This window comes from Pseudomonas sp. 7-41 (assembly GCF_021233075.1).
Taxonomy (GTDB): domain Bacteria; phylum Pseudomonadota; class Gammaproteobacteria; order Pseudomonadales; family Pseudomonadaceae; genus Aquipseudomonas; species Aquipseudomonas veronii.
Genome location: NZ_CP089551.1, coordinates 4,036,600 through 4,059,726, shown reverse-complemented (window position 1 = coordinate 4,059,726; position 23,127 = coordinate 4,036,600). Strand labels below are relative to the sequence as shown.

The 23,127-nt window shown below is 63.5% G+C and carries 21 protein-coding genes; 9 read left to right on the top strand and 12 right to left on the bottom strand.

The window, feature by feature from the left end:
- Nucleotide 1 precedes the first annotated feature (1 nt).
- Nucleotides 2–364, bottom strand: coding sequence for a thioredoxin family protein (locus LQ249_RS18065; RefSeq protein ID WP_057005440.1), 363 nt, complete (start codon nt 362–364; stop codon nt 2–4).
- Nucleotides 365–736: 372 nt separating this feature from the next.
- Between LQ249_RS18065 and LQ249_RS18060 the strand changes: the two genes are divergently transcribed.
- The 8 genes from LQ249_RS18060 to LQ249_RS18025 all read left to right on the top strand — a co-directional run bounded on the left by LQ249_RS18060 (nt 737) and on the right by LQ249_RS18025 (nt 7,338).
- Nucleotides 737–1,585, top strand: a complete 849-nt coding sequence (locus LQ249_RS18060) for a transporter substrate-binding domain-containing protein (protein ID WP_017846653.1) — start codon at nt 737–739, stop codon at nt 1,583–1,585.
- 52 nt (nt 1,586–1,637) lie between these two features.
- Complete coding sequence (locus tag LQ249_RS18055; RefSeq protein ID WP_046383111.1) at nt 1,638–2,300, top strand: amino acid ABC transporter permease; 663 nt, start codon at nt 1,638–1,640, stop codon at nt 2,298–2,300.
- 11 nt (nt 2,301–2,311) lie between these two features.
- Nucleotides 2,312–2,974, top strand: a complete 663-nt coding sequence (locus tag LQ249_RS18050) for an amino acid ABC transporter permease (protein WP_046383112.1) — start codon at nt 2,312–2,314, stop codon at nt 2,972–2,974.
- Nucleotides 2,971–3,753, top strand: coding sequence for an amino acid ABC transporter ATP-binding protein (locus LQ249_RS18045; protein ID WP_017846650.1), 783 nt, complete (start codon nt 2,971–2,973; stop codon nt 3,751–3,753). Before LQ249_RS18050 ends, LQ249_RS18045 begins: the two co-directional genes overlap by 4 nt.
- A 23-nt stretch (nt 3,754–3,776) precedes the next feature.
- Nucleotides 3,777–4,166: a RidA family protein gene (locus LQ249_RS18040; protein ID WP_017846649.1), complete on the top strand. Its 390-nt coding sequence runs from the start codon at nt 3,777–3,779 to the stop codon at nt 4,164–4,166.
- Between the two features lie 166 nt (nt 4,167–4,332).
- Entirely contained in the window at nt 4,333–5,097 is a 765-nt protein-coding gene (locus LQ249_RS18035) for an IclR family transcriptional regulator (protein WP_057005439.1), read from the top strand.
- A 9-nt stretch (nt 5,098–5,106) separates the two neighbouring features.
- Entirely contained in the window at nt 5,107–6,315 is a 1,209-nt protein-coding gene (locus LQ249_RS18030) for an amino acid deaminase (protein WP_017846647.1), read from the top strand.
- A 117-nt stretch (nt 6,316–6,432) separates the two neighbouring features.
- Nucleotides 6,433–7,338, top strand: coding sequence for a sugar kinase (locus LQ249_RS18025; protein WP_057005438.1), 906 nt, complete (start codon nt 6,433–6,435; stop codon nt 7,336–7,338).
- 112 nt (nt 7,339–7,450) lie between these two features.
- Here LQ249_RS18025 and LQ249_RS18020 read toward each other — a convergent pair whose 3' ends face one another.
- The 11 genes from LQ249_RS18020 to LQ249_RS17970 form a co-directional block, all read right to left on the bottom strand.
- Nucleotides 7,451–7,726, bottom strand: coding sequence for a peptidylprolyl isomerase (locus LQ249_RS18020; protein ID WP_046383114.1), 276 nt, complete (start codon nt 7,724–7,726; stop codon nt 7,451–7,453).
- Nucleotides 7,727–7,758: 32 nt separating this feature from the next.
- Nucleotides 7,759–9,567 (bottom strand): ATP-binding protein, encoded by a 1,809-nt coding sequence (locus tag LQ249_RS18015; RefSeq protein ID WP_057005437.1) that lies wholly within the window; start codon nt 9,565–9,567, stop codon nt 7,759–7,761.
- A gap of 139 nt (nt 9,568–9,706) precedes the next feature.
- Nucleotides 9,707–11,662, bottom strand: coding sequence for an acetoacetate--CoA ligase (locus LQ249_RS18010; protein ID WP_057005436.1), 1,956 nt, complete (start codon nt 11,660–11,662; stop codon nt 9,707–9,709).
- A 188-nt stretch (nt 11,663–11,850) separates the two neighbouring features.
- Nucleotides 11,851–12,624: a 3-hydroxybutyrate dehydrogenase gene (locus tag LQ249_RS18005; RefSeq protein WP_108526408.1), complete on the bottom strand. Its 774-nt coding sequence runs from the start codon at nt 12,622–12,624 to the stop codon at nt 11,851–11,853.
- A 7-nt stretch (nt 12,625–12,631) separates the two neighbouring features.
- Nucleotides 12,632–14,023 carry a GntP family permease gene (locus LQ249_RS18000; RefSeq protein ID WP_046383116.1) on the bottom strand — a complete coding sequence of 464 codons (1,392 nt, stop codon included), beginning with the start codon at nt 14,021–14,023 and terminating at the stop codon, nt 12,632–12,634.
- Nucleotides 14,024–14,308: 285 nt separating this feature from the next.
- Nucleotides 14,309–15,724 carry a sigma-54 interaction domain-containing protein gene (locus LQ249_RS17995; RefSeq protein WP_232565735.1) on the bottom strand — a complete coding sequence of 472 codons (1,416 nt, stop codon included), beginning with the start codon at nt 15,722–15,724 and terminating at the stop codon, nt 14,309–14,311.
- Nucleotides 15,725–15,831: 107 nt separating this feature from the next.
- On the bottom strand, nt 15,832–17,409 hold the full coding sequence (locus LQ249_RS17990) for an ABC transporter ATP-binding protein (RefSeq protein WP_169882111.1): 1,578 nt from the start codon (nt 17,407–17,409) through the stop codon (nt 15,832–15,834).
- Nucleotides 17,410–17,419: 10 nt separating this feature from the next.
- Nucleotides 17,420–18,442, bottom strand: a complete 1,023-nt coding sequence (locus LQ249_RS17985) for an ABC transporter permease (RefSeq protein WP_057005433.1) — start codon at nt 18,440–18,442, stop codon at nt 17,420–17,422.
- Nucleotides 18,442–19,503, bottom strand: coding sequence for a microcin C ABC transporter permease YejB (locus LQ249_RS17980; protein ID WP_057005432.1), 1,062 nt, complete (start codon nt 19,501–19,503; stop codon nt 18,442–18,444). The genes LQ249_RS17985 and LQ249_RS17980 overlap by 1 nt, the downstream gene beginning before the upstream one ends.
- Nucleotides 19,503–21,362, bottom strand: a complete 1,860-nt coding sequence (locus LQ249_RS17975) for an extracellular solute-binding protein (RefSeq protein ID WP_169865646.1) — start codon at nt 21,360–21,362, stop codon at nt 19,503–19,505. Before LQ249_RS17975 ends, LQ249_RS17980 begins: the two co-directional genes overlap by 1 nt.
- Before the next feature lie 130 nt (nt 21,363–21,492).
- Nucleotides 21,493–21,774, bottom strand: coding sequence for a peptidylprolyl isomerase (locus LQ249_RS17970; protein WP_003208024.1), 282 nt, complete (start codon nt 21,772–21,774; stop codon nt 21,493–21,495).
- A gap of 161 nt (nt 21,775–21,935) precedes the next feature.
- On the opposite strand from LQ249_RS17970, the gene LQ249_RS17965 reads away from it, so the two are divergent.
- Nucleotides 21,936–23,126 carry an NnrS family protein gene (locus tag LQ249_RS17965; RefSeq protein WP_017846635.1) on the top strand — a complete coding sequence of 397 codons (1,191 nt, stop codon included), beginning with the start codon at nt 21,936–21,938 and terminating at the stop codon, nt 23,124–23,126.
- Nucleotide 23,127 lies beyond the last annotated feature (1 nt).

The following is a 23,127-nucleotide window of genomic DNA, read 5'->3' as shown; positions in this document are numbered from 1 at the left end:
TTCATGCAGGTTTTCCGGGGGGCGGTGCCACAGGCGTGGCCGGATAGGCTTGGGTGTACCGCTTGAAGGCGCTTTCCAGCGCGTCTTCGGCAAGGCCGGGGAGGGCGTCGAGCAGTACCTGGTCGCGGTAGATCAGCAGCATCGGAATGCGGTCGACACGCGGATGCTTGGGCGTGTTGACGCAGTCAAGGATCAAGACTTTGGCCTGGTCCTTGTAACGCTCGCTGATTCGCATGAAGCGCGGCATCGCGTCACTGCACGCGGTGCAGTCATGTGACATGAACACGATAAACACAGGCTGCGGGGTATTCAGTTCCCGTTCAAACGCAGCCTTGTCCTCAACCACCGCGTTGACGTAGTTCACGAGGGCTTCTCCCTGTTGCACCTGCGCTTACGCTAGGTGGGAAGAACGCCTGCGTCTACTGTCAAACTTCACAGGTCGCTCGCACGCCCGTCAGAACCCGTTCAAGTGCGCGCACTGCCACGGTGCGCGGTAACGCCAGGCTGGTGCACCCAGGTGAGCCTGTCACCACAGTGTGGGGCCTTGGGTAGCAGAGGGATTGCACCTGCTGGCGATACGCCTTGTGCCGCATGAATGTTTATATCGCTGATTTAAAACGAGTTTATTCCCAACCTATTTTCCCACTCGTGCGTATGGCACACTTTCTGCTGTCTATTCCGTTGTTACATACTAAGTTCCGGTATAGCGGAATACACAATTCCTGGAGTGCTTGTCATGCATCACCGACCTTCCGTGTTCAAAGCGTGTGTTTTTCTCTTCGCCGCATCGGCTTCCCTCGCAAGCACTGTGCAGGCGGCGGGTAGCAAGCTCGATGATGTGCTCAAGCGTGGGCATCTGATCGTGGGTACAGGCAGTACCAATGCGCCGTGGCACTTCCAGGGAGCGGATGGCAAGTTGCAGGGGTTTGATATCGACATCGGCCGCATCGTGGCCAAGGGCTTGTTCAATGACCCGAGCAAGGTCGAGTTTGTGGTGCAGTCCTCCGACGCGCGGATTCCCAACCTGCTGACCGACAAAGTCGACATGAGTTGCCAGTTCATTACCGTCACCGCCAGCCGTGCGCAGCAGGTGGCGTTTACCTTGCCGTACTACCGCGAAGGCGTCGGCCTGCTGCTGCCGAACAACAGCAAATACAAGGAAATCGAGGACCTGCAGGCTGCTGGCGACGGCGTCACCGTGGCCGTGCTGCAAAACGTCTACGCCGAAGAACTGGTCCACCAGGCGCTGCCCAAGGCCAAGGTCGACCAGTACGACAGCGTCGACCTGATGTACCAGGCGGTGAACTCCGGCCGCGCCGATGCCGCCGCCACCGATCAGTCTTCGGTCAAGTACCTGATGGTGCAGAACCCTGGGCGCTACCGCAGCCCGGCGTATGCCTGGAGCCCGCAAACCTACGCGTGCGCGGTCAAGCGTGGCGACCAGGACTGGCTGAACTTCGTCAACACCGCACTGCACGAAGCCATGACCGGTGTGGAATTCCCCACCTACAAGGCCTCGTTCAAGCAATGGTTCGGCGTCGACCTGCCGGAGCCGGCGATTGGTTTCCCCGTCGAGTTCAAGTGATTCGTGAAAACCGGGGCGCCGCGAACGGCGCCCCCATCAGGTACTGTCGACCATGAACTATCAGTTGAACTTTGCCGCCGTGTGGCGCGACTTCGACACCTTGCTGGCGGGGCTGTGGCTGGGCCTCGAACTGGCGCTGCTGTCGATCGCCATCGGTTGCGTGATCGGCCTGCTGATGGCGTTTGCCATGCTGTCCAAGCACCGCGCGCTGCGCCTGTTGGCCTCGGTGTATGTGACGGTGGTGCGCAATACGCCGATCCTGGTGCTGATCCTGTTGATCTACTTCGCCTTGCCCAGCCTGGGTATCCGCCTGGACAAGATCCCGTCGTTCATCATCACCCTGTCGCTGTACGCCGGTGCCTACCTGACCGAAGTGTTCCGCGCCGGGCTGCTGAATATTCCCAAGGGCTTGCGCGAAGCCGGGTTGGCCATCGGCCTGGGCGAGTGGCGGATCCGCGCCTATATCACCGTGCCGGTGATGCTGCGCAACGTGCTGCCGGCGCTGTCGAACAACTTCATTTCGCTGTTCAAGGACACCTCGCTGGCCGCCGCGATCGCGGTGCCGGAGCTGACCTATTACGCCCGCAAGATCAACGTCGAAAGCTACCGGGTGATTGAAACCTGGCTGGTTACGACCGCGCTCTACGTGGCCGCCTGTTACCTGATCGCCATGCTGCTGCGTTACCTGGAGCAGCGTCTGGCAATCCGTCGTTAGAAGAGGCTCGCATGTACCAATCCCCCAGCTGGCTGCATGAGTTGTGGATCGCCCGGGACACCCTCTGGGCCGGGTTCCAGGCCAGCGTCTATGTCTCGGCGCTGGCGATTATCTTCGGCACCCTGATCGGCATCGTCGCCGGGTTGATCCTGACCTACGGCAGATTCTGGATGCGCCTGCCGTTTCGTCTGTATGTCGACCTGATCCGTGGCACGCCGGTGTTTGTGCTGGTGCTGGCGTGTTTCTACATGCTGCCGGCGCTCGGTTGGCAGATCAGCGCGTTCCAGGCCGGTGCGGTCGGGCTCACACTGTTCTGCGGCTCCCATGTCGCCGAGATCGTGCGCGGTGCGCTGCAGGCCATTCCCCGCGGGCAAATGGAAGCGGGCAAGGCGATTGGCCTGACGTTCCACCAGTCCCTGGGCTACGTGCTGTTGCCCCAGGCGCTGCGGCAGATTTTGCCGACCTGGGTCAATTCCTCCACGGAAATCGTCAAGGCCTCGACCCTGCTGTCGGTGATCGGTGTCGCCGAGTTGCTGCTCAGCACCCAGCAGGTGATCGCGCGCACCTTCATGACCCTGGAGTTCTACCTGTTCGCGGGTGTTCTGTTTTTTGTCATCAACTACGCCATCGAGTTATTCGGGCGCTACATTGAAAAGCGGGTGGCCTTGCCATGAACCAACCTCAAACGACCCAACCGCTGCTGGACATTCGCGGCCTGCGCAAACAATACGGCACGGTGGAAGTGCTCAAGGGCGTCGACCTGTCCATGCAGCGCGGCAACGTGGTGACGTTGATCGGCTCCAGCGGCTCGGGCAAGACCACGCTGCTGCGCTGCGTCAACCTGCTCGAAGAGTTCCAGGGCGGGCAGATCAGCCTGGATGGCGAGTCCATCGGCTACAGCGACATCGCCGGCAAGCGCGTGCGCCACCCGGAGCGGGTGATCGCCCAGCACCGCGCCATGACCGGCATGGCCTTCCAGCAGTTCAACCTGTTCCCGCACCTGACGGCGCTGCAGAACGTCACCCTGGGCTTGTTGAAAGTTAAGAAAATGCCTAAGGACGAAGCCGTGGCCTTGGCGGAAAAATGGTTGGACCGTGTAGGGCTCCTGGAACGCCGCAATCACTTCCCCGGCCAGTTGTCCGGCGGCCAGCAACAGCGCGTGGCCATCGCCCGTGCGATTGCGATGAACCCCAGCCTGATGCTGTTCGACGAAGTCACCTCGGCCCTCGACCCGGAACTGGTGGGCGAAGTACTCAGTGTGATCAAGGGCCTGGCGGAAGAGGGCATGACCATGTTGCTGGTGACCCATGAGATGCGCTTTGCCTACGAAGTCTCGGACAAAATCGTCTTCATGAATCAGGGGCGCATTGAAGAACAGGGCTCGGCGAAGGACATCTTCGAACGCCCGCAGTCGCCGCGCCTGGCGGAATTCCTGAAGAACATTCGTTTTTAACTGTCAGTCAAGGAGCACTATTTATGAGCATTACTCGTTACGGCACCGGCAGCACCGCCGGCGGCGGCCAGCCTCGGCCTTTCGCCCGCGCGGTGGAAGCGGACGGCTGGCTCTACGTCTCGGGCCAGGTGCCAGCGGTGGACGGTGAAATCATCAGCGGCGGTATCGTCGAGCAAACCCGCCAGACGATGCGCAACGTGGTGGCGATTCTCGAAGAGGCTGGCTACGCCTTGAACGACGTGGTGCGCGTCGGCGTGTGGCTGGAAGACCCACGGGATTTCTGGAGCTTCAACAAGGTCTTCGGCGAATACTTCAGCCCCGAACACGCCCCGGCACGTGCCTGCGTGCAGGCCAACATGATGGTGGATTGCAAGGTCGAGATCGATTGCGTGGCCTACAAGAAAAAGGGCTAAATGCCCCACTCTTGAAACCACAGTAGATCCAATGTGGGAGGGGGCTTGCCCCCGATAGCGGTGTATCAGCAACAGATGTGTCCACTGGCACACCGCCATCGGGGGCAAGCCCCCTCCCACAGTGGACCTGCGCCAGCCCTACCATTTCGAGCGGACCGAAACTTCCATGACCGAAGACACCATCAAACGCCGCGCCAAAGGCCTGGACCGTGCATTCGACATCCTCGATTTCCTCAAGGAAGTCGGCCAGCCCCTGCGCCCGAATGATATCGCCAGCGGCATCGGCAGCCCCAAGTCCACGGTCTACGAGTTGGTCGCCTCCTTACTGGAACGCCGCATCCTGGAAACCGTGGGCAAGGACGGGCACGTCTACCTCGGCCGTCAGCTGTACTTCCTCGGTCAGGCGCACCTGCGCCATTTCGACCTGACCCGTGAGGCCGACCACGCCTTGCAGGCAATCGTCAGCCAGACCCACGAAACCGCGCAGATGTGCCTGCTCAACGGGCGCAAATACACGGTGGCGCTGATGCGTGAAGGCGAGCGGCATTTCCGGATTTCCTCGGACATCGGCGAAAACGCACCGATCCCGTGGACCGCGTCCGGGCGTCTGTTGCTGGGGCATTTGAGCGACCAGCAGATCGTCGAGCTGATCGACCCCGACGATTTCATCCTGCCGGACGGCCAGCGCTTGCCGCTGGAGACCTTCCTCGCACAGATCCGTCAGGCCAGCGTCGATGGCTTCTTTTCCTTCGACAGCGTGGCCGACACCTTTACCCATTGCTTTGCCGCCCCGGTCCGGGACGCGCAGGGCGTCAGCATTGCGACCCTGTGCATCGTCGCGCCCCGCGCCGATGCCAGTAAAAACTACAACGACTACCGCCGGGTGTTGATCGAAAGCGCCAACAACCTGGCCCGTCGCATCAACGAATAGGAGCAGTTCATGCCTGCCATCAACGCCGTTGCAAAGGGCGCCGCCGCTGTCGGCGCCCATCTGGTCCGTGACGTCAGCCTGCCGGCCCTGGTGCTGCACCGCGACGCCCTCGAACACAACATCCGCTGGATGCAGGCCTTTGTCAGCAACAGCGGCGCCGAGCTTGCGCCCCATGGCAAAACCAGCATGATGCCGGCCCTGTTCCAGCGCCAGATCGCCGCTGGTGCCTGGGGCATCACCCTGGCCAGCGCGGTACAGACCCGCGCCGCCTATGCCGGCGGTGTGCGCCGTGTGTTGATGGCCAACCAACTGGTGGGCGCGCCGAACATGGCGTTGATCGCCGACTTGCTGGCCGACGCGGACTTCGACTTCCACTGCCTGGTCGACCACCCGGACAACGTCGCCGACCTGGGCCTGTTCTTCGCCGCCCGTGGCCTGCGCCTGAACGTGATGATCGAGTACGGCGTGGTCGGCGGCCGTTGCGGTTGCCGCAGCGAGCAAGAGGTGCGCGACCTGGCCACGGCGATCAAGGCCCAGCCGGCGCTGGCCCTGACCGGTATCGAAGGCTACGAAGGCGTGATCCACGGCGAACACGCCATCACTGGCATCCGCGACTTCGCCGCGAGCCTGGTGCGCCTGGCGGTGGACCTGCAGAACAACGGCTCGTTCGACCTGGCCAAGCCCATCGTCACCGCGTCGGGATCGGCCTGGTATGACCTGATAGCCGAGTCCTTCGAAGCGCAAAACGCCGCCGGGCGTTTCCTCAGCGTGCTGCGTCCCGGCAGCTACGTGGCCCATGACCATGGCATCTACAAAGACGCGCAATGCTGCGTGCTCGACCGGCGCAGCGACCTCAGCGAAGGCCTGCGCCCGGCGTTGGAAGTCTGGGCCCACGTGCAATCGTTGCCTGAGCCTGGCTTCGCGGTGGTCGCCCTGGGCAAGCGCGATGTGGCCTACGACGCCGGTTTGCCGGTGCCGCTCAAGCGCTACAAGGCCGGGATCGTGCCGGCGCAAGGCGATGATGTGAGCGCGTGCAAGGTCACGGCTGTGATGGACCAGCATGCGTTCATGAGCGTCGCGCCGGGGGTTGAACTGCGCATCGGCGACATTATTTCCTTCGGTACTTCCCACCCGTGTCTGACGTTCGACAAGTGGCAGGTCGGTTGCCTGGTGGATGAGCAACTGCAGGTGATCGAGTCACTGCATACCTGCTTCTAGACCGCGTCGCCTCCATCGCGGGCAAACCCGCTGCGCCCTTTGGATGTGTGAACACATTCAAAGGTAGGAGCGGGCTCGCCCGCGAAGGGGCCATCAGCCGCACCGGAGACAACAGGCATGAACACCACACCCCGCATCGCCCTCATCGGCGAATGCATGATCGAACTGCAACACCGCGCCGACGGCAGCCTGCACCAGAGCTTCGGCGGCGACACCCTGAACGCCGCGGTGTACCTGCGCCGCGAGTTGGGGGCGCTCGGCCACGTCGACTACGTCACCGCCCTGGGCGATGACAGCTTCAGCGACGCCATGTGCCAACAGTGGACCGACGAAGGCCTGGGCCTGAGCATGGTCCAGCGCCTGCCCGGGCGGTTGCCGGGGTTGTACTGCATCCAGACCGACGCCAACGGCGAGCGCAAATTCCTCTACTGGCGCAACGAAGCGGCCGTGCGCGACTGCTTCACCACGCCCGCCGCCGCACCGATCCTGGCAGCGTTGCCGGGCTATGACGTGGTGTATTTCAGCGGCATCACCCTGGCGGTGCTCGGTGAAGTCGGGCGCGAGCGCTTGTTGCAGGCCTTGATCGAAACCCGTCGGCGCGGCGGCCGGGTGGTGTTCGACAACAACTACCGGCCGCGTTTGTGGGCGAGTGTCGAGGCGGCGCGTGCGGCCTATCACAAAGTGTTGGCCGAGGTGGATATGGCCTTGCTGACCGAGGATGACGAGCGCGCGTTGTTTGGTCATGCCGACAGCGAGCAGGTGTTCGCAGCGTATCCGGCAGTCGCGGAAGTCGTGCTCAAGCGCGGCGCCGAGGACTGTTTGCTCCGTTGCGCAGGCCAGCGTTTTGCGGTGCCGGCGTTGCCGGTCGAGACGGTGGTGGACACCACGGCGGCGGGGGACTCGTTCAGCGCGGCGTACCTGGCCAGTCGGCTCAAGGGCGGCTCGCCGCAAGAGGCGGCCTTGGCCGGGCATCGGTTGGCGAGCCGGGTGATCCAGGTGCCGGGGGCGTTGATTCCTAGATAGTCGGTGAATGGCCGCCTGCGGCGGATCGGGGGCAAGCCCCCTCCCACAGTGCGCGCAATGCGGTCAACTGTGGGAGGGGGCTTGCCCCCGATAGCGCCCTAAAGCCAACCCCTCAATCCCGATAAAACACCTGCACCAAGTGATACCCAAACTTGCTCTTGACCGGCCCATGCACCACCCGCAGCGGCTTCTTGAAGATCACCGCATCAATCGCGCCGACCATCTGCCCCGGCCGGATCTCGCCCAGATCGCCGCCGCGCTTGCCGGACGGGCAGGTGGAATACTTCTTGGCCAGCACGTCGAACGCTTCGCCCTTGGCGATGCGCTGCTTGAGCTGTTCGGCTTCTTCACTGGTTTTCACCAGGATATGGCGGGCTTGGGCTTTCATGGTTCTCTACCGGGGTGTGCGACGGCGCGCGATTATGCCTGAACTGGATCGTCGACGCTGATCATGCTGCGGATTTTGGTGGCGAGCACGTCGATGGAAAACGGCTTGGCCACCATGTCCATGCCGTCTTCCAGAAAGCCCTGGCGTTCGGCGGCTTTTTCCGCATAACCGGTCATGAACAGGATGCGCAGGCCCGGGCGGTGCTGACGGGCGATTTCCGCCAGTTGCCGGCCGTTCATGCCCGGCAGACCGACGTCGGTCACCAGCAAATCCACGCGCAAGTCCGACTCCAGCAGCGGCAAGGCCGTGCGTGCATCCGCGGCCTGGTGCGCGGTGTAGCCCAGTTCATCGAGGACATTGACCACCAGCATGCGTACCGCCGGGTCGTCCTCGACCACCACCACAGCCTCTCCGGCCAGGGCCACGGGCGCGGCCTCACTGAGGCTGGCCGGCAAGCTGCTTGCCAGGGAAGTGCCGTGCAGGCGCGGCAGATACAAGCGCACGCAGGTGCCCTGGCCCGGTTCGCTGTGGAGGGTCACATGGCCGCCGGATTGCTGGGCGAAGCCATAGATCATCGACAGCCCCAGGCCGGTGCCCTGGCCGATGGGCTTGGTGGTGAAAAACGGATCGAAGGCTTTGGCCAGGATTTTCGGCGCCATGCCGGTGCCGTTGTCGCGCACGCCGAGCATCACGTAATCACCGGCCTTGACCGGTTCCGGGGTGGTGATGTCGGTGCCGTCGAGGTAGCTGTTGGCGGTTTCGATCAGCAGTTCGCCGCCATCGGGCATCGCATCCCGCGCGTTGATCACCAGGTTGAGCAGGGCGTTCTCCAACTGGCTGGCGTCGCTGTTCACCGGCCAGATATCGTGGCCCAGTTGCACCTTGAGCGTGATGTGCGCGCCCTTGGTGCGCTGGAACAAGTCTTCCAGCGAGGCCACCAACTGGTTCGGGTCGAGCGGGCGGCGGTCCAGTGACTGGCGCCGCGAGAACGCCAGCAGGCGGTGGGTGAGGGCGGCGGCGCGATGGGCGGAGGCCACGGCGGCGTCGGCAAAGCGGCCGATGTCGTCGCTGCGCCCGGCGGCGATGTAGCGTTGCATCAGGTCCAGGCTGCCGATGATGCCGGTGAGCATATTGTTGAAGTCATGGGCGATGCCGCCGGTGAGTTGGCCCACCGCTTCCATCTTCTGCGCGTGGCGCAGGGCGTCTTCGGCGCGTTCGCGTTCGACCATCTCGTTTTGCAGGCGCTGGTTGGCCTCGGCCAGTGCCAGGGTGCGCTGGGCCACACGCTCTTCGAGGTTTTCGTTGAGGTGGCGCAGGCGTTGCTCGGTGCTTTGCTGGGCTTTGAGGCTGGCTTCGGAGCGCTGTTGCAGTTCCTGGGTGAACTGGCGGCGTTCGTTGGTTTCGATGGCGGTGACGAGGATGCCGGCGACGCTGCCGCGTTCATCGCGGATCGGGCTGTAGGTCAGGTCGAGCCAGATCTCGGTGTCGCGCTGGTTGCGTTGCAGCACAAAGCGCTGCTCGCTGAAGGCGCGCACCTGGCCGCTGAAGACCGCGTCATAGATCGGCGCGGTGAAACTGTGCAATTCCGGCCAGGTCTGGTGCGCCGGCTGGCCCATCGCGTCGGGGTGCTTGTTGCCCGCCAGCAGGGCGAAGGCGTCGTTGTAGAGTTGGATGAGTTCGCGGCCCCACAACAGCTGCATCGGCATCGGCGAGTGGACGACGATATCCACGGCGGTACGCAGGCTTTGCGGCCAATCATTGGCCTCACCGAGGGGGTTTTTGGCCCAGTCCAGCCGCGCAATCAATGCGGCGGCTTCGCTACCGGTGGATGTTTCCTTCATAAAAAGCCCTGAGCGTAACGCTTTGAAAAATGACAACAGCGATTATCCGGTGGGATAACGGTGGGTGACTACCCCCGAAAAATAGCATGCATTGGGCTTTTTTCTGCAAATGAGTGCGTTGGCGCTGAAACCTTTCATCTTAAAGCGCCAGCTCAGGTCGGTCGCGAAACTGTGCCAGGGCCTCCGGGTTGGCCAGCGCGTCGGTGTTTTTCACCGGTTCGCCGTGTACCACATTGCGCACCGCCAGTTCGACGATCTTGCCGCTGATGGTGCGCGGGATATCGCTGACAGCGAGGATCTTCGCCGGTACATGGCGTGGTGTGGTATTGGCGCGGATCACCTGGCGGATCTGCTGTTCGAGGGCGTCATCCAGTTCGACGCCGTCGTCGAGTCGCACGAACAGCACGACTCGCACATCGTCTTGCCAGCGTTGGCCAATGGCCAGGCTTTCCAGCACTTGCGGGACTTTTTCCACCTGCCGATAGATCTCGGCGGTGCCGATCCGCACGCCGCCAGGGTTGAGCACCGCGTCGGAGCGCCCGTGAATCAGCAGGCTGCCGTTGGGCCGCTGTTCGGCGTAGTCGCCCTGGGCCCACACGCCGGGGAATTGGCTGAAATAGGAGGCGCGCAGCTTTTTCTGCTGCGGGTCGTTCCACAGGCCGATGGGCATGGCGGGGAAGTGCCGGGTACACACCAGTTCGCCTTTTTCACCGAGCAACGGCCGCCCCTGGTCGTCCCACACCTCGATGGCCATCGCCAGGCTCTTGCATTGCATTTCGCCGCGGCGTACCGGCAGCACCGGGTTGCCGATGACGAAGCAGGAGACGATATCGGTGCCGCCAGACATCGATGACAGGCACACCTCGGCCTTGATCTCGCGGTACACGTAGTCGTAGCTCTGCGGCGACAGCGGCGAGCCAGTCGAAATCAGGCCCTTGAGGCTGCTCAGGTCATGGCTCAGGCGCGGCTGCAGGCCGGCTTTTTCCAGGGTGGCGAGGAACTTGGGGCTGGTGCCGAACACGCTGATCCGTTCCGCGTCGATCAGGTCGATCAAGCGCTCGGGGCCAGGGTGAAACGGCGAACCGTCGTACAGCACGGCGGTGGCGCCGAGCGCGAGTACCGAAACCAGCCAGTTCCACATCATCCAGCCGCAGGTGGTGTAGTAGAACAGGCAATCCTCGCGGGACAGGTCCGCATGCAGGCCGTGCTCCTTGAGGTGGGTGAGCAGCACGCCGCCGGTGCCGTGGATGATGCATTTGGGCACGCCGGTGGTGCCGCTGGAATAGAGGATATACAGCGGATGGTCGAACGGCACCGCGACGAACTCAGGCGTGCCGCCGGGTTGGTAGAAGTCACTCCACAGCGCGACATTGGCGTCGCTCCGATAGTCCTCGACCCGCGCCTGGGGCCGGGCATACGGCACGACGATCAGGTGCTGCAGGGAGGGCAGGCGTTCGAGGATCTCGTTGAGCTTGGCGCTCTGGTCGATGGTTTTGCCGGCGTAGCGGTAACCGGCGCAGGCGATCAGCACCTTGGGCTCGATCTGGCCGAAACGGTCGATCACGCCTTGGGTGCCGAAGTCCGGCGATGAGCACGACCAGATCGCGCCCAGGCTGGTGGTGGCCAGCATGCCGACCAGGGTTTGCCAGGTGTTGGGCATGCACGCGGCAACCCGATCGCCCAGCCCGACCCCGGCCGCCCGCAGGCTGCGTTGCAGGCCGGCGACGTGGGCGGCCAGTTCGGCGTAGCTCAGTTGCTCGCGCTGGCCGTCTTCGCTGATGGCGACCACGGCGGGGTGAGCGTCGCGACGGCGCAGCAGGTGCTCGGCAAAGTTCAGGGTTGCGTCGGGGAACCACTCGGCGCTGGGCATCGCGGCGCCTTCGATCAATACCGCGCTGGGCGGGCTGCGAAACTGCACGTCGAAAAACGCCACGATCGCCTGCCAGAAGTCGGCGCGCTGGTCGATGCTCCACTGGTGCAACGCCGGGTAGTCGTCGAGCTGCACGCTGTAGCGCTGATTGATAAAGCGCCGGAACTGGTCCATCCGGGTGTGGCGGATGCGTTCGGCGGAGGGTTGCCAGAGGATCTCGGACATAAGCACGTCTCTTATTCTTGTACAGGTCTTCCAAACAGTGGAGTTCGAATGTGGGAGGGGCGGTGCGACGATTCGACTTGCCCCCGATGGCGGAGTATCAGCTAGCACATGCGGTACTGACCCACTGCCATCGGGGGCAAGTCGAATCGTCGCACCGCCCCTCCCACATTGGATTTTCTGTGTTTGGTCTATTGAGCCAGCCAACCACCATCGATGTTCCATGCCGCGCCGCGCACTTGGGCACCGGCCTCGCTGCACAAAAACAATACCAGCTCACCCAGTTGCGGCGGGGTGACGAACTCCAGCGACGGCTGCTTCTCTGCCAGTAAATCATGTTGCGCCTGCTGCGGGTCGACGCCGTTGGCCGCGCGATCATCGATCTGCTTCTGCACCAGCGGCGTCAGCACCCAGCCGGGGCAGATCGCGTTGCAGGTCACGTTGCTGGTGGCGGTTTCCAGGCCAACCACTTTGGTCAGGCCGATCACGCCATGCTTGGCCGCGACGTAGGCGGCCTTGCCCACCGAACCCACCAGGCCATGCACCGAGGCGATATTGACGATGCGCCCCCAGCCTTTGGCCTTCATGCCCGGCAGGCTCAGGCGCGTGCTGTGGAACACCGACGACAGGTTGATCGCGATGATCGCATCCCAGCGCTCCACCGGAAACTCGTCCACCGCTGCCACATGCTGGATGCCGGCATTGTTGACCAGAATATCCACGCCGCCGAATTCGCGCTCGGCGTAGGCGAACATGTCGGCTATCTGCGCCGGGTCGCTGACGTCCGCCGGGTGATGCCCGACCTTGCCGCCGAACGCCTGTACCTGGGCGATCACCGCGCTGGCGTCGCCGAAGCCGTTGAGGATCAGGTTGGCGCCGGCCTCGGCCAGGCTCAGCGCTATGCCCAGGCCGATACCGCTGGTGGAGCCGGTGACCAGGGCGGTCTTGCCGTTCAAGTTCGTCATGAAAACCTCACACAATGCCGGTGGCGTAGAAAGTACCGATCACCACGAACACCGCGAGGGTCTTGATGATCGTGATGCCGAAGATGTCCTTGTAGGCTTCGCGGTGGGTCAGCCCGGTGACCGCCAGCAAGGTGATCACCGCGCCGTTGTGGGGCAGGGTGTCCATGCCGCCGCTGGCCATGGCCGCGACCCGGTGCAGCACTTCGAGGGGAATATTCGCCGCATGGGCCGCCGCAATGAAACTCTCGGACATCGCCGCCAGGGCGATGCTCATGCCGCCGGACGCCGAGCCGGTGATACCGGCCAGCAGCGTCACGGTAATCGCTTCGTTGACCAGAGGGTTGGGGATGCCCTTGAGCCAGTCCGCCAGCACCAGAAAGCCCGGCAGCGAGGCGATCACCGCACCGAAGCCGTATTCCGAGGCGGTGTTCATCGCCGCCAGCAGCGCACCGCTGACCGCGCTCTTACTGCCTTCGGCGAGCTTGCTTTTGATCGCCGACCAGCCGAACACCAGCACCATGACGATGCCCACCAGCAACGCCGCCTGCACCGCCCAGATCGCGGTGAGCTTGGCGATTTCGGTGGTCACCGGCGCGCTCATGCCCGGCAGGCTGAGGCTGTGGGTCTTGCCGTACCACTGTGGGATCCAGTGAGTGAACAGTAGGTTCATCACGCCCACCAGGAGCAGCGGCGACAGCGCGATCCAGGGGTTGGGCAGGCTCAGGTTCTCGGCGGTTTCCGGCTCGTTGCGCAGTTCGGTGCCGTAGCCTTCACCGGCCCGTTGCGCCTTGTTGCGCTGGCGCGCCAGGTAGAGCATGCCGCTGCAGAACACGAAGATCGTGCCGATCAGCCCCAGCCACGGCGCAGCCCAGGCGGTGGTGTTGAAGAACGTGCTGGGGATGATGTTCTGGATCTGCGGCGTGCCGGGCAGCGCGTCCATGGTGAACGAGAACGCGCCGAGGGCGATGGTCGCCGGGATCAGGCGCTTGGGGATGTCGCTCTGGCGGAACATCTCCGCCGCGAACGGGTACACCGCAAACACCACCACGAACAGCGACACGCCGCCGTAGGTGAGCAGGGCGCAGACCAGCACGATCACCAGCATCGCCTGGCGCGTGCCGAGCAAGCGGATTGCGGCCGCCACGATCGAGCGCGAGAAACCCGACAGCTCGATCAGCTTGCCGAACACGGCACCGAGCAGGAACACCGGAAAATACAGTTTGATGAAACCGACCATTTTCTCCATGAACACCCCGGTAAACGCCGGGGCGACCGCGGACGGGTCGGTGAGCAGGACAGCGCCGAGGGCGGCGATGGGGGCAAACAAGATGACGCTGTAGCCACGGTAGGCAGCCAGCATCAGCAGCGCGAGGGCTGCCAAGGCAATGATCACACTCATGGTGTGTCTCCATCAGATTGTTATTTTTGTGGGGTGATGCGTTGGAGGAGGGCTATAGCGAGATGCGTGCCATGTTCATAACCTATTGAAATACATAGATATTATTGTATCCATGAACAAGCTTTTCAGATCTGGTCTCAATTCAGAGACAAAAACACATCAAAGGTGGGAGGGGGCTTGCCCCCGATAGCGGTGGGTCTGTAAAGAATAGGCTGACTGAGGCACTGCCATCGGGGGCAAGCCCCCTCCCACAAGGATTGTCTTTGTTTTGAGAATTTTGTCTCTTTATTGAGATGTGGCCAGGCCCAGCGCGACCATTTTCTTGTACAAGGTCGACCGGCCCAGCCCCAAGCGCTGGGCCGCGGCCACCACATTCCCGCCGCAGACCTTGAGCGCCGCGGTGATCAGCTGCCGATCGAAGCGCTCCCGCGCCGCCGCGAATGTCTCGCCTTCGAACGTCTCGCCTTCGAACGTTTCCATCGCCTCCCGCGCCACCGGGCTGAACGTGCCGATCGCGGCGCGAATCTCAGCCGCGCCCAACACCCGGTCATCGCTCAACAACGCCGCGCGTTCCAGCACGTTGCGCAGTTCGCGGATATTCCCCGGCCATGCATGCCGCGCCAACAACGCCAGGGCCTCGCGGTCCAGTTCGTGGTGGCTGCGCAGGTCTTCGAGGATCGCTTCGCTCAGCGCCGGAATATCTTCCAGGCGTTCGCGCAACGGCGGCACCTGGATCGGCAGCACATTCAGCCGGTAATACAGGTCGGCGCGAAACTCGCCGCGTTTGATCGCCGCTTCCAGGTCCATGGACGTGGCGGCGATCACCCGCACGTCGCTGTGCCGCATCTCGTTGGAGCCGACCGGTTCGTATTCCTTCTCCTGCAACACCCGTAACAGCTTGCTTTGCAGCGGCAGGGGCATGTCGCCGATTTCATCGAGAAACAGCGTGCCGCCCTGGGCGATCTGCAACTTGCCGGGGCGGCCTTTGCGGTCGGCGCCGGTAAACGCGCCGGGCGCGGTGCCGAAGAACTCGGCTTCGAGCAGGTCATGGGGAATGGCCGCGCTGTTGATGCTGACAAATGCCTTGTGCGCCCGCGTCGAGGCGCCGTGGATCGCCTGGGCCAGCAACTCCTTGCCGGTGCCGGTTTCGCCGAGCAGCAACACCGGCGACTCGGCACTCGCACTGCGCCGTGCGCGGCGTTTGACTTCGAGGCTGGTGGCGCTGGTGCCGATAAAGTGCGCAAAGGTGTACTTGCTCTGGCGTGAACGCAGCAGCGAGCGGGTGGACGCCAGTTCTTGCTGCATGCTCAGGTAACGCTCGATCAGCGGCGACAGGTTGCGCAGCTCATCGAACAGCGCAAAGCCGATGGCGCCGATCACCGCGCCGGCGTCGTTGTGGATCGGCAGGCGCATCACCACCAACGGGCCTTTGGGCGTGTCCTGGATATCCAGCAGGATCGGCTGGTCGTTGCGCACCACCTGGCGCAACAGGCTGTTGGCGATGACCTGTTCGCAAGGTTGGCCGATGGCGTCGTCGGCGCTCTTGAGGCCGAAGCGCTTGGCGTAGCGCTCGTTCATCCACACGATGTTCGCGTCGCGGTCGACAATCACCGTGCCTTCGCTGGACTGCTCGATGATCTCGAACAGCGACTGGATGGCCAGGCCGCGAACCTGTTGGTAGTCCTTGAGGCTGGTACTCATGCGTGCAGAATCCTGTAGGAGCGAGCTTGCTCGCGAAAAACGTTAACGATGACGCGGCCTGCTGGTTGAACGCGGTGTCCTTGCGCTTTTCGCGAGCAAGCTCGCTCCTACAAGGGGATGTGTGCGGCGGCCAGCAGTTCCTGGGTGTACGGGTGTTGCGGCGATTCAAACACATCATGGCTGGCGCCGCGCTCCACCACCTTGCCGTCCTTGATCACGATCATGTCGTGGGCCATGGCGCGCACCACGGCCAGGTCATGGCTGATGAACAGGTAGGTCAGGCCGTATTTGTCCTGCAGCTCACGCAGCAACGCCACCACTTGCTTCTGCACCGTGCGGTCGAGGGCCGAGGTGGGTTCGTCGAGCAGCATCAGCGCCGGCTTGAGCACCAGTGCGCGGGCGATGGCGATGCGCTGGCGCTGGCCACCGGAAAACTCGTGGGGGTAACGATACCGGCTGGCCGGGTCGAGGCCGACGTCCTTGAGCACCTGGATCACCTGCGCGTCACACTCGGCGAGGCTGCACGGTGCGTGGACTTCCAGGCCTTCGCTGATGATCTGCTGCACCGACATGCGCGGGCTGAGGCTGCCGTAAGGGTCCTGGAACACCACCTGCATCTGCTTGCGCCACGGGCGCATCTGTTTGTGGTTGAGCGCGTCGAGGGCGACGCCCTGGAAGCGGATGCTGCCGGTGGAGTCCAGCAGGCGCAGGATCGCCTGGCCCAGGGTGGATTTGCCCGAGCCCGACTCGCCGACGATGCCCAGCGTCTTGCCGCGCTGCACGCTGAGGCTGATGCCGTCCACCGCGCGCAGGTAGGTCTTGCGCTGAAACAGGCCGCCGCCGAGGGGGAATTGCACGCTCAGGTCGTCGACCTGCAACACCGTTTCGCGCGTTTCGCCGCACAGCACCTCGCCCGCCGGTTCAGCGTCGAGCAGCAAGCGGCTGTAGGGGTGTTGTGGCGCGTTGAACAAGGTTTCGCAGTCGGCCTGTTCGACGATCTCGCCGGTATGCATCACACACACGCGCTGCGCCATGCTGCGTACCAGGTTGAGGTCGTGGCTGATCAGCAGCAGCGACATGCCCAGGCGTTGCTGCAAGGACTTGAGCAGCAGCAGGATCTTGCGCTGCACGGTCACATCCAACGCGGTGGTGGGCTCGTCGGCGATCAGCAGTTCCGGCTCGCAGGCCAGGGCCATGGCGATCATCACGCGTTGGCGCTGGCCGCCGGAGAGTTGGTGCGGATAGGCCTTGAGCCGTTCCTGGGGGTTCTGGAGGCCGACCAGTTCGAGCAGTTCAATGATGCGCGCCTGTGCTGCTTTGCCGCCCATACCTTTGTGCAACAGCAGGGTTTCGCCGATCTGCTTTTCGATGCTGTGCAGCGGGTTGAGGGAGGTCATCGGCTCCTGGAAGATCATGGCGATGCGGTCGCCACGCAGCTTTTGCAGGGTGGCCGCCGATGCGCCGATCAACTCTTGGCCGCGATAGCGCACGGAGCCGCTGGTTTGCGTGCCGGCTTCGGGCAGCAGTTGCAGAATCGAAAGGGCCGTCACCGACTTGCCCGAGCCCGACTCGCCGACCAGCGCCAGGCACTCGCCGGGGCGCACATCCAGGCTCAGGTTGCGCACCACGGTCTGGCCGCTGAAGGCGACGCAGAGGTTGCGGATCTCGATCAGGTTGTCGCTCATACAGACTCACTCATGCACGGGGGTCGAAGGCATCGCGCAACGCCTCGCCGATAAATACCAGCAGCGACAGAATCAGCGCCAAGGTGAAAAACGCCGTCAGGCCCAGCCATGGCGCTTGCAGGTTCTGCTTGCCCTGGGCGATCAACTCACCCAGCGACGCGCTGCCCGCCGGCATGCCGAAGCCGAGGAAATCCAGGGCGCTCAAGGTGGAAATCGCCCCGGTCAAAATAAACGGCAGGTAGCTCAGGGTGGCCGTCATGGCATTGGGCAGGATGTGTCGGCGCATGATCTTGGCGTCGCTCAAACCCAGGGCCCGCGCCGCCTTGACGTACTCCAGGTTGCGCCCGCGCAGGAACTCGGCGCGCACCACGTCCACCAGGGCCAGCCAGGAAAACAGCGCCATGATCCCCAGCAGCCACCAGAAGTTCGGTTCGACAAAGCCGGACAGGATGATCAGCAGGTACAGCACCGGCAACCCGGACCACACTTCCAGCACCCGCTGACCGATCAGGTCGACCCAGCCGCCGTAGTAACCCTGCAACGCGCCCGCGGCGATGCCGATGCTCGCACTGATCGCGGTGAGCGCCAGGGCAAACAGGATCGACACCCGCGCGCCGAAGATCACCCGCGCCACCACGTCGCGCGACTGGTCGTCGGTGCCCAGCCAGTTCACCGCCGAGGGCGGGCTGGGGGCAGGGCGGGTCAGTTCGTAGTTGGGCGTGTCGTCGTTGAACGGCACTGGCGGGAACAGCATCCAGCCGCCGTCCTGCTTGATCAGCTTCTGTACGTAGTCGCTGCGATAGTCGGCCTGGAACGGTAATTGCCCGCCAAACTGCTGCTCGGTGTAGCGCTTGAACACCGGAAAATACAGCTCGTTCTTGAAGCTCAACACCAAGGGCTTGTCATTGGCGATCAACTCGCCACCCAGGGTCAGGATGAAGAGGCCGATAAACAGCCACAGTGACCACCAGCCGCGGCGGTTCTTCTTGAACCGCTCGAAACGCCGACGGGCCACGGGAGATAGATTGAACATCAGGCGTTCCTCGCGGCGAAGTCGATACGCGGGTCCACCAGGGTGTAGCAGAGGTCGCCGATCAGTTTTATCAAGAGGCCGAACAGGGTGAAGATAAACAGCGAACCGAACACCACCGGGTAGTCGCGGGACACCGCGGCTTCGTAGCTCATGCGCCCGAGACCGTCGAGGGAAAAGATCACCTCGATCAGCAGCGAGCCGGCAAAGAACACGCTGATAAACGCCTGGGGAATCCCCGAGATCACCAGCAGCATCGCATTGCGGAACACATGCCCGTACAGCACCTGCCGTTCGCTCAAGCCTTTGGCGCGGGCGGTGACCACGTATTGGCGCGTGATCTCATTGAGGAACGAGTTTTTCGTCAGGATGGTCAGGGTGGCGAACCCGCCGATCACCAGCGCCGTGACCGGCAAGACCAGGTGCCAGAAATAGTCGGCGACCTTGCCCACCGTGCTCAGTTCGTCGAAGTTTTCCGAGACCAGGCCGCGCACCGGGAACCAGTTCAGCGAGGTTCCGCCAGCGAACACCACGATCAGGAACATCGCAAACAGGAACGCCGGCATCGCATAGCCGATCACGATGGCGGTGCTGCTCCACACATCGAAGTTGCTGCCATGGCGCACCGCCTTGCGGATCCCCAGGGGAATCGACACCAGGTAGGTGATCAGCGTGGCCCACAGGCCGAGGGAGATGGTCACCGGCATCTTTTCCAGGATCAGGTCGGTGACGGTCGCGCCGCGAAAGAAGCTGTTGCCGAAGTCCAGCCGGGCGTAGCTCTTGAGCATCAGCCACAGGCGCTCCGGCGCCGGCTTGTCGAAGCCGTATTGTTTTTCGATGTCTTTGATCAGTTTCGGGTCCAGGCCACGGCTGGCCCGCGAGCCGCTGCCGAGGCCTTCGCCGGCGGAACCGCCGATGCCGCCGCCGCCGATCCCTTGCAGGTGGGCGATCGCCTGTTCCACCGGCCCGCCGGGCGCGGCCTGCACGATCACGAAATTGACCAGCAGGATGATCACCAGCGTCGGGATGATCAACAGCAGGCGCCGCACGATATAGGCAAACATCAGCGCATCCCTCCGCGTTTTTTAAGCTCCGCACTCATTTGTGCGTTCGTCAGTGGCGTGGGGCTGATTTCCCACCAGGTTTCCAGGGCTTCGTCATTCTTCGCCTCGATCGCCGGGCGGCCGAAGCGGTTCCACCACGCGGCGGACGTGCCGGGCGGGTAGTAATTGGGGATCCACAGGTAGTTCCATTGCAGCACCCGGTCCAGGGCGTGGGCGTAGGTGAGCATCTGCGCCTGGGTGTTGGCTTTCACCAGGCCCTTGATCAGGCTGTCGACGGCCGGGTCCTTGAGCACCATGTAGTTGTTGGCGCCCGGGTCGAACGCGGCGCTGGAGCCGAAGTAGTTGTACAACTCCATCCCCGGCGAGGTGGTGACCGGGAAGCCGGTGACGATCATGTCGTAGTCCCGCGTCATCAGCCGGTTGACGTACTGCGAGGAGTCGATGCGGCGGATAATCAGGGTGATGCCGATCTGCGCCAGGTTGCGCTTGTACGGCAGCAACAGACGCTCGAGGCCGGGTTGGGCATAGAGGAAGGTGAATTCCAGCGGCTCGCCCTCGGCGTTGACCAGCTTGTCGCCGTTGGGGTTCCAGCCGGCTTCTTCCAGCAGGGCCAAGGCTTGCAGCTGCTTGTCGCGGATCATGCCGCTGCCGTCGGTGACCGGGGCTTTGAAGACCTGGCTGAACACCTCGTCGGGCACCTGGCCGCGCAGGGGTTCGAGGATCGCCAGCTCTTCCGGGGTCGGCAATTCGCTCGCGGCCAGCGGGCTATTGGAGAAGTAGCTCTGCTGGCGGATGTACAGGTTGCGCATCATCTGCCGGTTGGCCCATTCGAAATCCCACAGCATCGCCAGGGCCTGGCGCACGCGGCGGTCCTGGAACATCGGTTTCTGCACGTTGAACACATAGCCTTGGGCCGGTTGCGGCATCTCTTTGGCCAGGTGCGCGCGTTGCAGGCGCCCGTCGTCCAGCGCCGGGCCGTTGTAGCCGATGGAATAACCGGTGGCGGAGAACTCGCGGTTGAAGTCATACGCGCCGCCACGCAGCACCTGGCGCGCCACTTCGGTGTCGCCGAAATATTCCAGGCTCAGGTGATTGAAGTTGTACAGACCGCGGCTGACCGGCAAGTCCTTGCCCCACCAATCAGGGTTGCGGGTAAAGGTGATGGTGCTGCCCGCGTCGATCTTGCTGATTTTGTACGGGCCGCTGCCCAGCGGCGCTTCGTAGCCGCCGCCGTTGGCGAAGTCGCGGGTTTTCCACCAGTGCTCGGGGAACACCGGCAGGGTGGCGATATCCAGCGCCAGGGTGCGGTTTTCATCGCTGGAAAAATCGAAGCGCACCTGGCGTTCGCCTTCGACTTCGACGTGTTTGACGTCGGCGAACAGCGTGCGAAAGCGCAGGCTGCCCTGGGTCATCAGCAAATCGAAGCTGTAGCGCACGTCTTCGGCGGTGATCGGTGTGCCATCGGCAAAACGGGCCTTGGGGTTGAGGTAGAAGCGCAGCGACAGGCCGTCGTCCGCGCGTTCCATCTTCTCGGCGACCAGGCCGTAGACCGTGTACGGCTCGTCCAGGGAGCGCAGGGCCAGGGGCGAGTAGAGCCAGCCGTCGATCTGGGACACGCCGATGCCTTTGTCGATATAGGGCAGCACATGGTCGAAGCGCCCGATCTCGATGGCCGAACGCCGCAGGCTGCCGCCCTTGGGCGCGTTGGGGTTGGCGTAGTCGAAATGGCTGAAGCCGACGCCATATTTGGCCGGTTCGCCATACACGGTCAGGTAGGTTTGCGGGGCCGCGATCACAGCGGTGCTGGCCAGCAGCAGGGCCAGGGTGGAGCTGAATAGAGTCGAAAAAGCCAGTCGCATTATCTGCCTTGAGCGCCGGGTGAAGGAGAATAGGGATTTGTACGCTAACGGCCTGAGCATCGCCAGTCATCCCATGCACAACGGCCCACCAAAAGGCGGGCCGTTGTTTCAAGCATCAGCGTGGACTGAATCAGTCCTGACGGCTGGTGACTTCCAGCAGGTGATAACCGAACTGGGTTTTCACCGGGCCTTGCACGGTGTTGACCGGGGCGCTGAACACGACGGTGTCGAATTCTTTAACCATCTGGCCTGGACCGAACGAGCCCAGGTCGCCGCCTTGACGGCTGGATGGGCAGCTGGAATTGGCTTTGGCGACTTCTGCGAAATCGGCGCCGCCTTCGATCTGGGCCTTGAGTTCGTTGCACTTGTCTTCGGTGGCAACGAGGATGTGACGGGCGGTGGCTTTGGCCATGGGAATTAACTCCTTGAGTAAAAACGCTGAGCGTACCGGATTCGGGCGGTTATTTCCTGGCAAAGTTCCCCTGTCCGTGGCGGGCGTGCTTGATCTACGACAAGGGCAAAGCGCAGGCTGCAGCGCAAGATTGTCGCATTCATCTGTTTAGGAGCCGTGCTATGCAAGTGCTCGATCGACGCAAGGCCATGGCCATTCCCCCATTGTTTCGCCTGGCATTCCGCCCGTTTTTCCTCGGTGCCTGCCTGTTGGCGGTGCTGGTCATTCCTCTGTGGCTGTTCGCCCTGGGCGGCGCCACCGGTACTTGGCAACCGGCCGGTGGCTGGCTGGCCTGGCACCGGCATGAGCTGCTGTTCGGCTTTGGCGTGGCGATCATCGCCGGCTTTTTGCTGACCGCGGTGCAGACCTGGACCGGCCGCCCCGGCCTCAGCGGCGCGCCCCTGGCGTTGCTCGCCGGGTTATGGCTGGCGGCGCGCCTGGGTTGGTTGCTGAACCTGCCGTGGCCGCTGCTGGCGGTGCTGGAACTGAGTTTTCCGCTGGCCGTGGCCGGGGTGATGGGCTGGACGCTGTGGAAGGTCAGGCAAACCCGTAACTACCCGATTGTACTGGTGCTGGGCTTGCTCGCCGTGGCAGACGCGTTGGCGTTGTATGGGTTGCTGACCCATGACGAAGGCGTGGAGCGCCAGGCGGTGCTCACGGGGTTGTGGCTGGTGGCGGCGATGATGGGGCTGATCGGCGGTCGGGTGATTCCATTCTTCACCCAACGTGGCCTGGGCCGGGTCGATGCGGTCAAGCCGTGGCCGTGGCTGGACCGTGTGTTGCTGGGCGGTTCGATCCTGGTGGCGTTGCTTTACGCCAGCGGGCTGGCGGTGTTCCCCAGCCGGTGGAGCGGCGTACTGTTCGCTGTGCTCGGCCTGGGCCACTTGCTGCGCCTGGCGCGCTGGCATGACCGTGGCCTGTGGCGCGTGCCGCTGCTGTGGTCGCTGCACCTGGCCTACGCATGGTTGGCCGTGGCCTGCCTGGGCATGGCGCTGTGGCATTTCGGTGCGCCGCTCAACCCGAGCCTGGCCGTGCATGCGCTGACGATCGGCGCCATGGCCGGGCTGATCCTGGCGATGGTGGCGCGCGTCAGCCTGGGCCATACCGGTCGGCCGTTGCAGCCGCCGGGCGGGATGACCCTGGCGTTCGCCCTGTTGAACCTGGCGGCTGTGTGCCGGGTGGCACTGGTGTTGATCTGGCCCGTGGCGGCCTTGTGGCTGGCGGGGCTGTGCTGGTCGGTCGGCCTGGGCTTGTACCTGTGGCGGTATGGCCCGATGTTGTGGCGGGCGCGGGTCGACGGGCACCCCGGTTAGG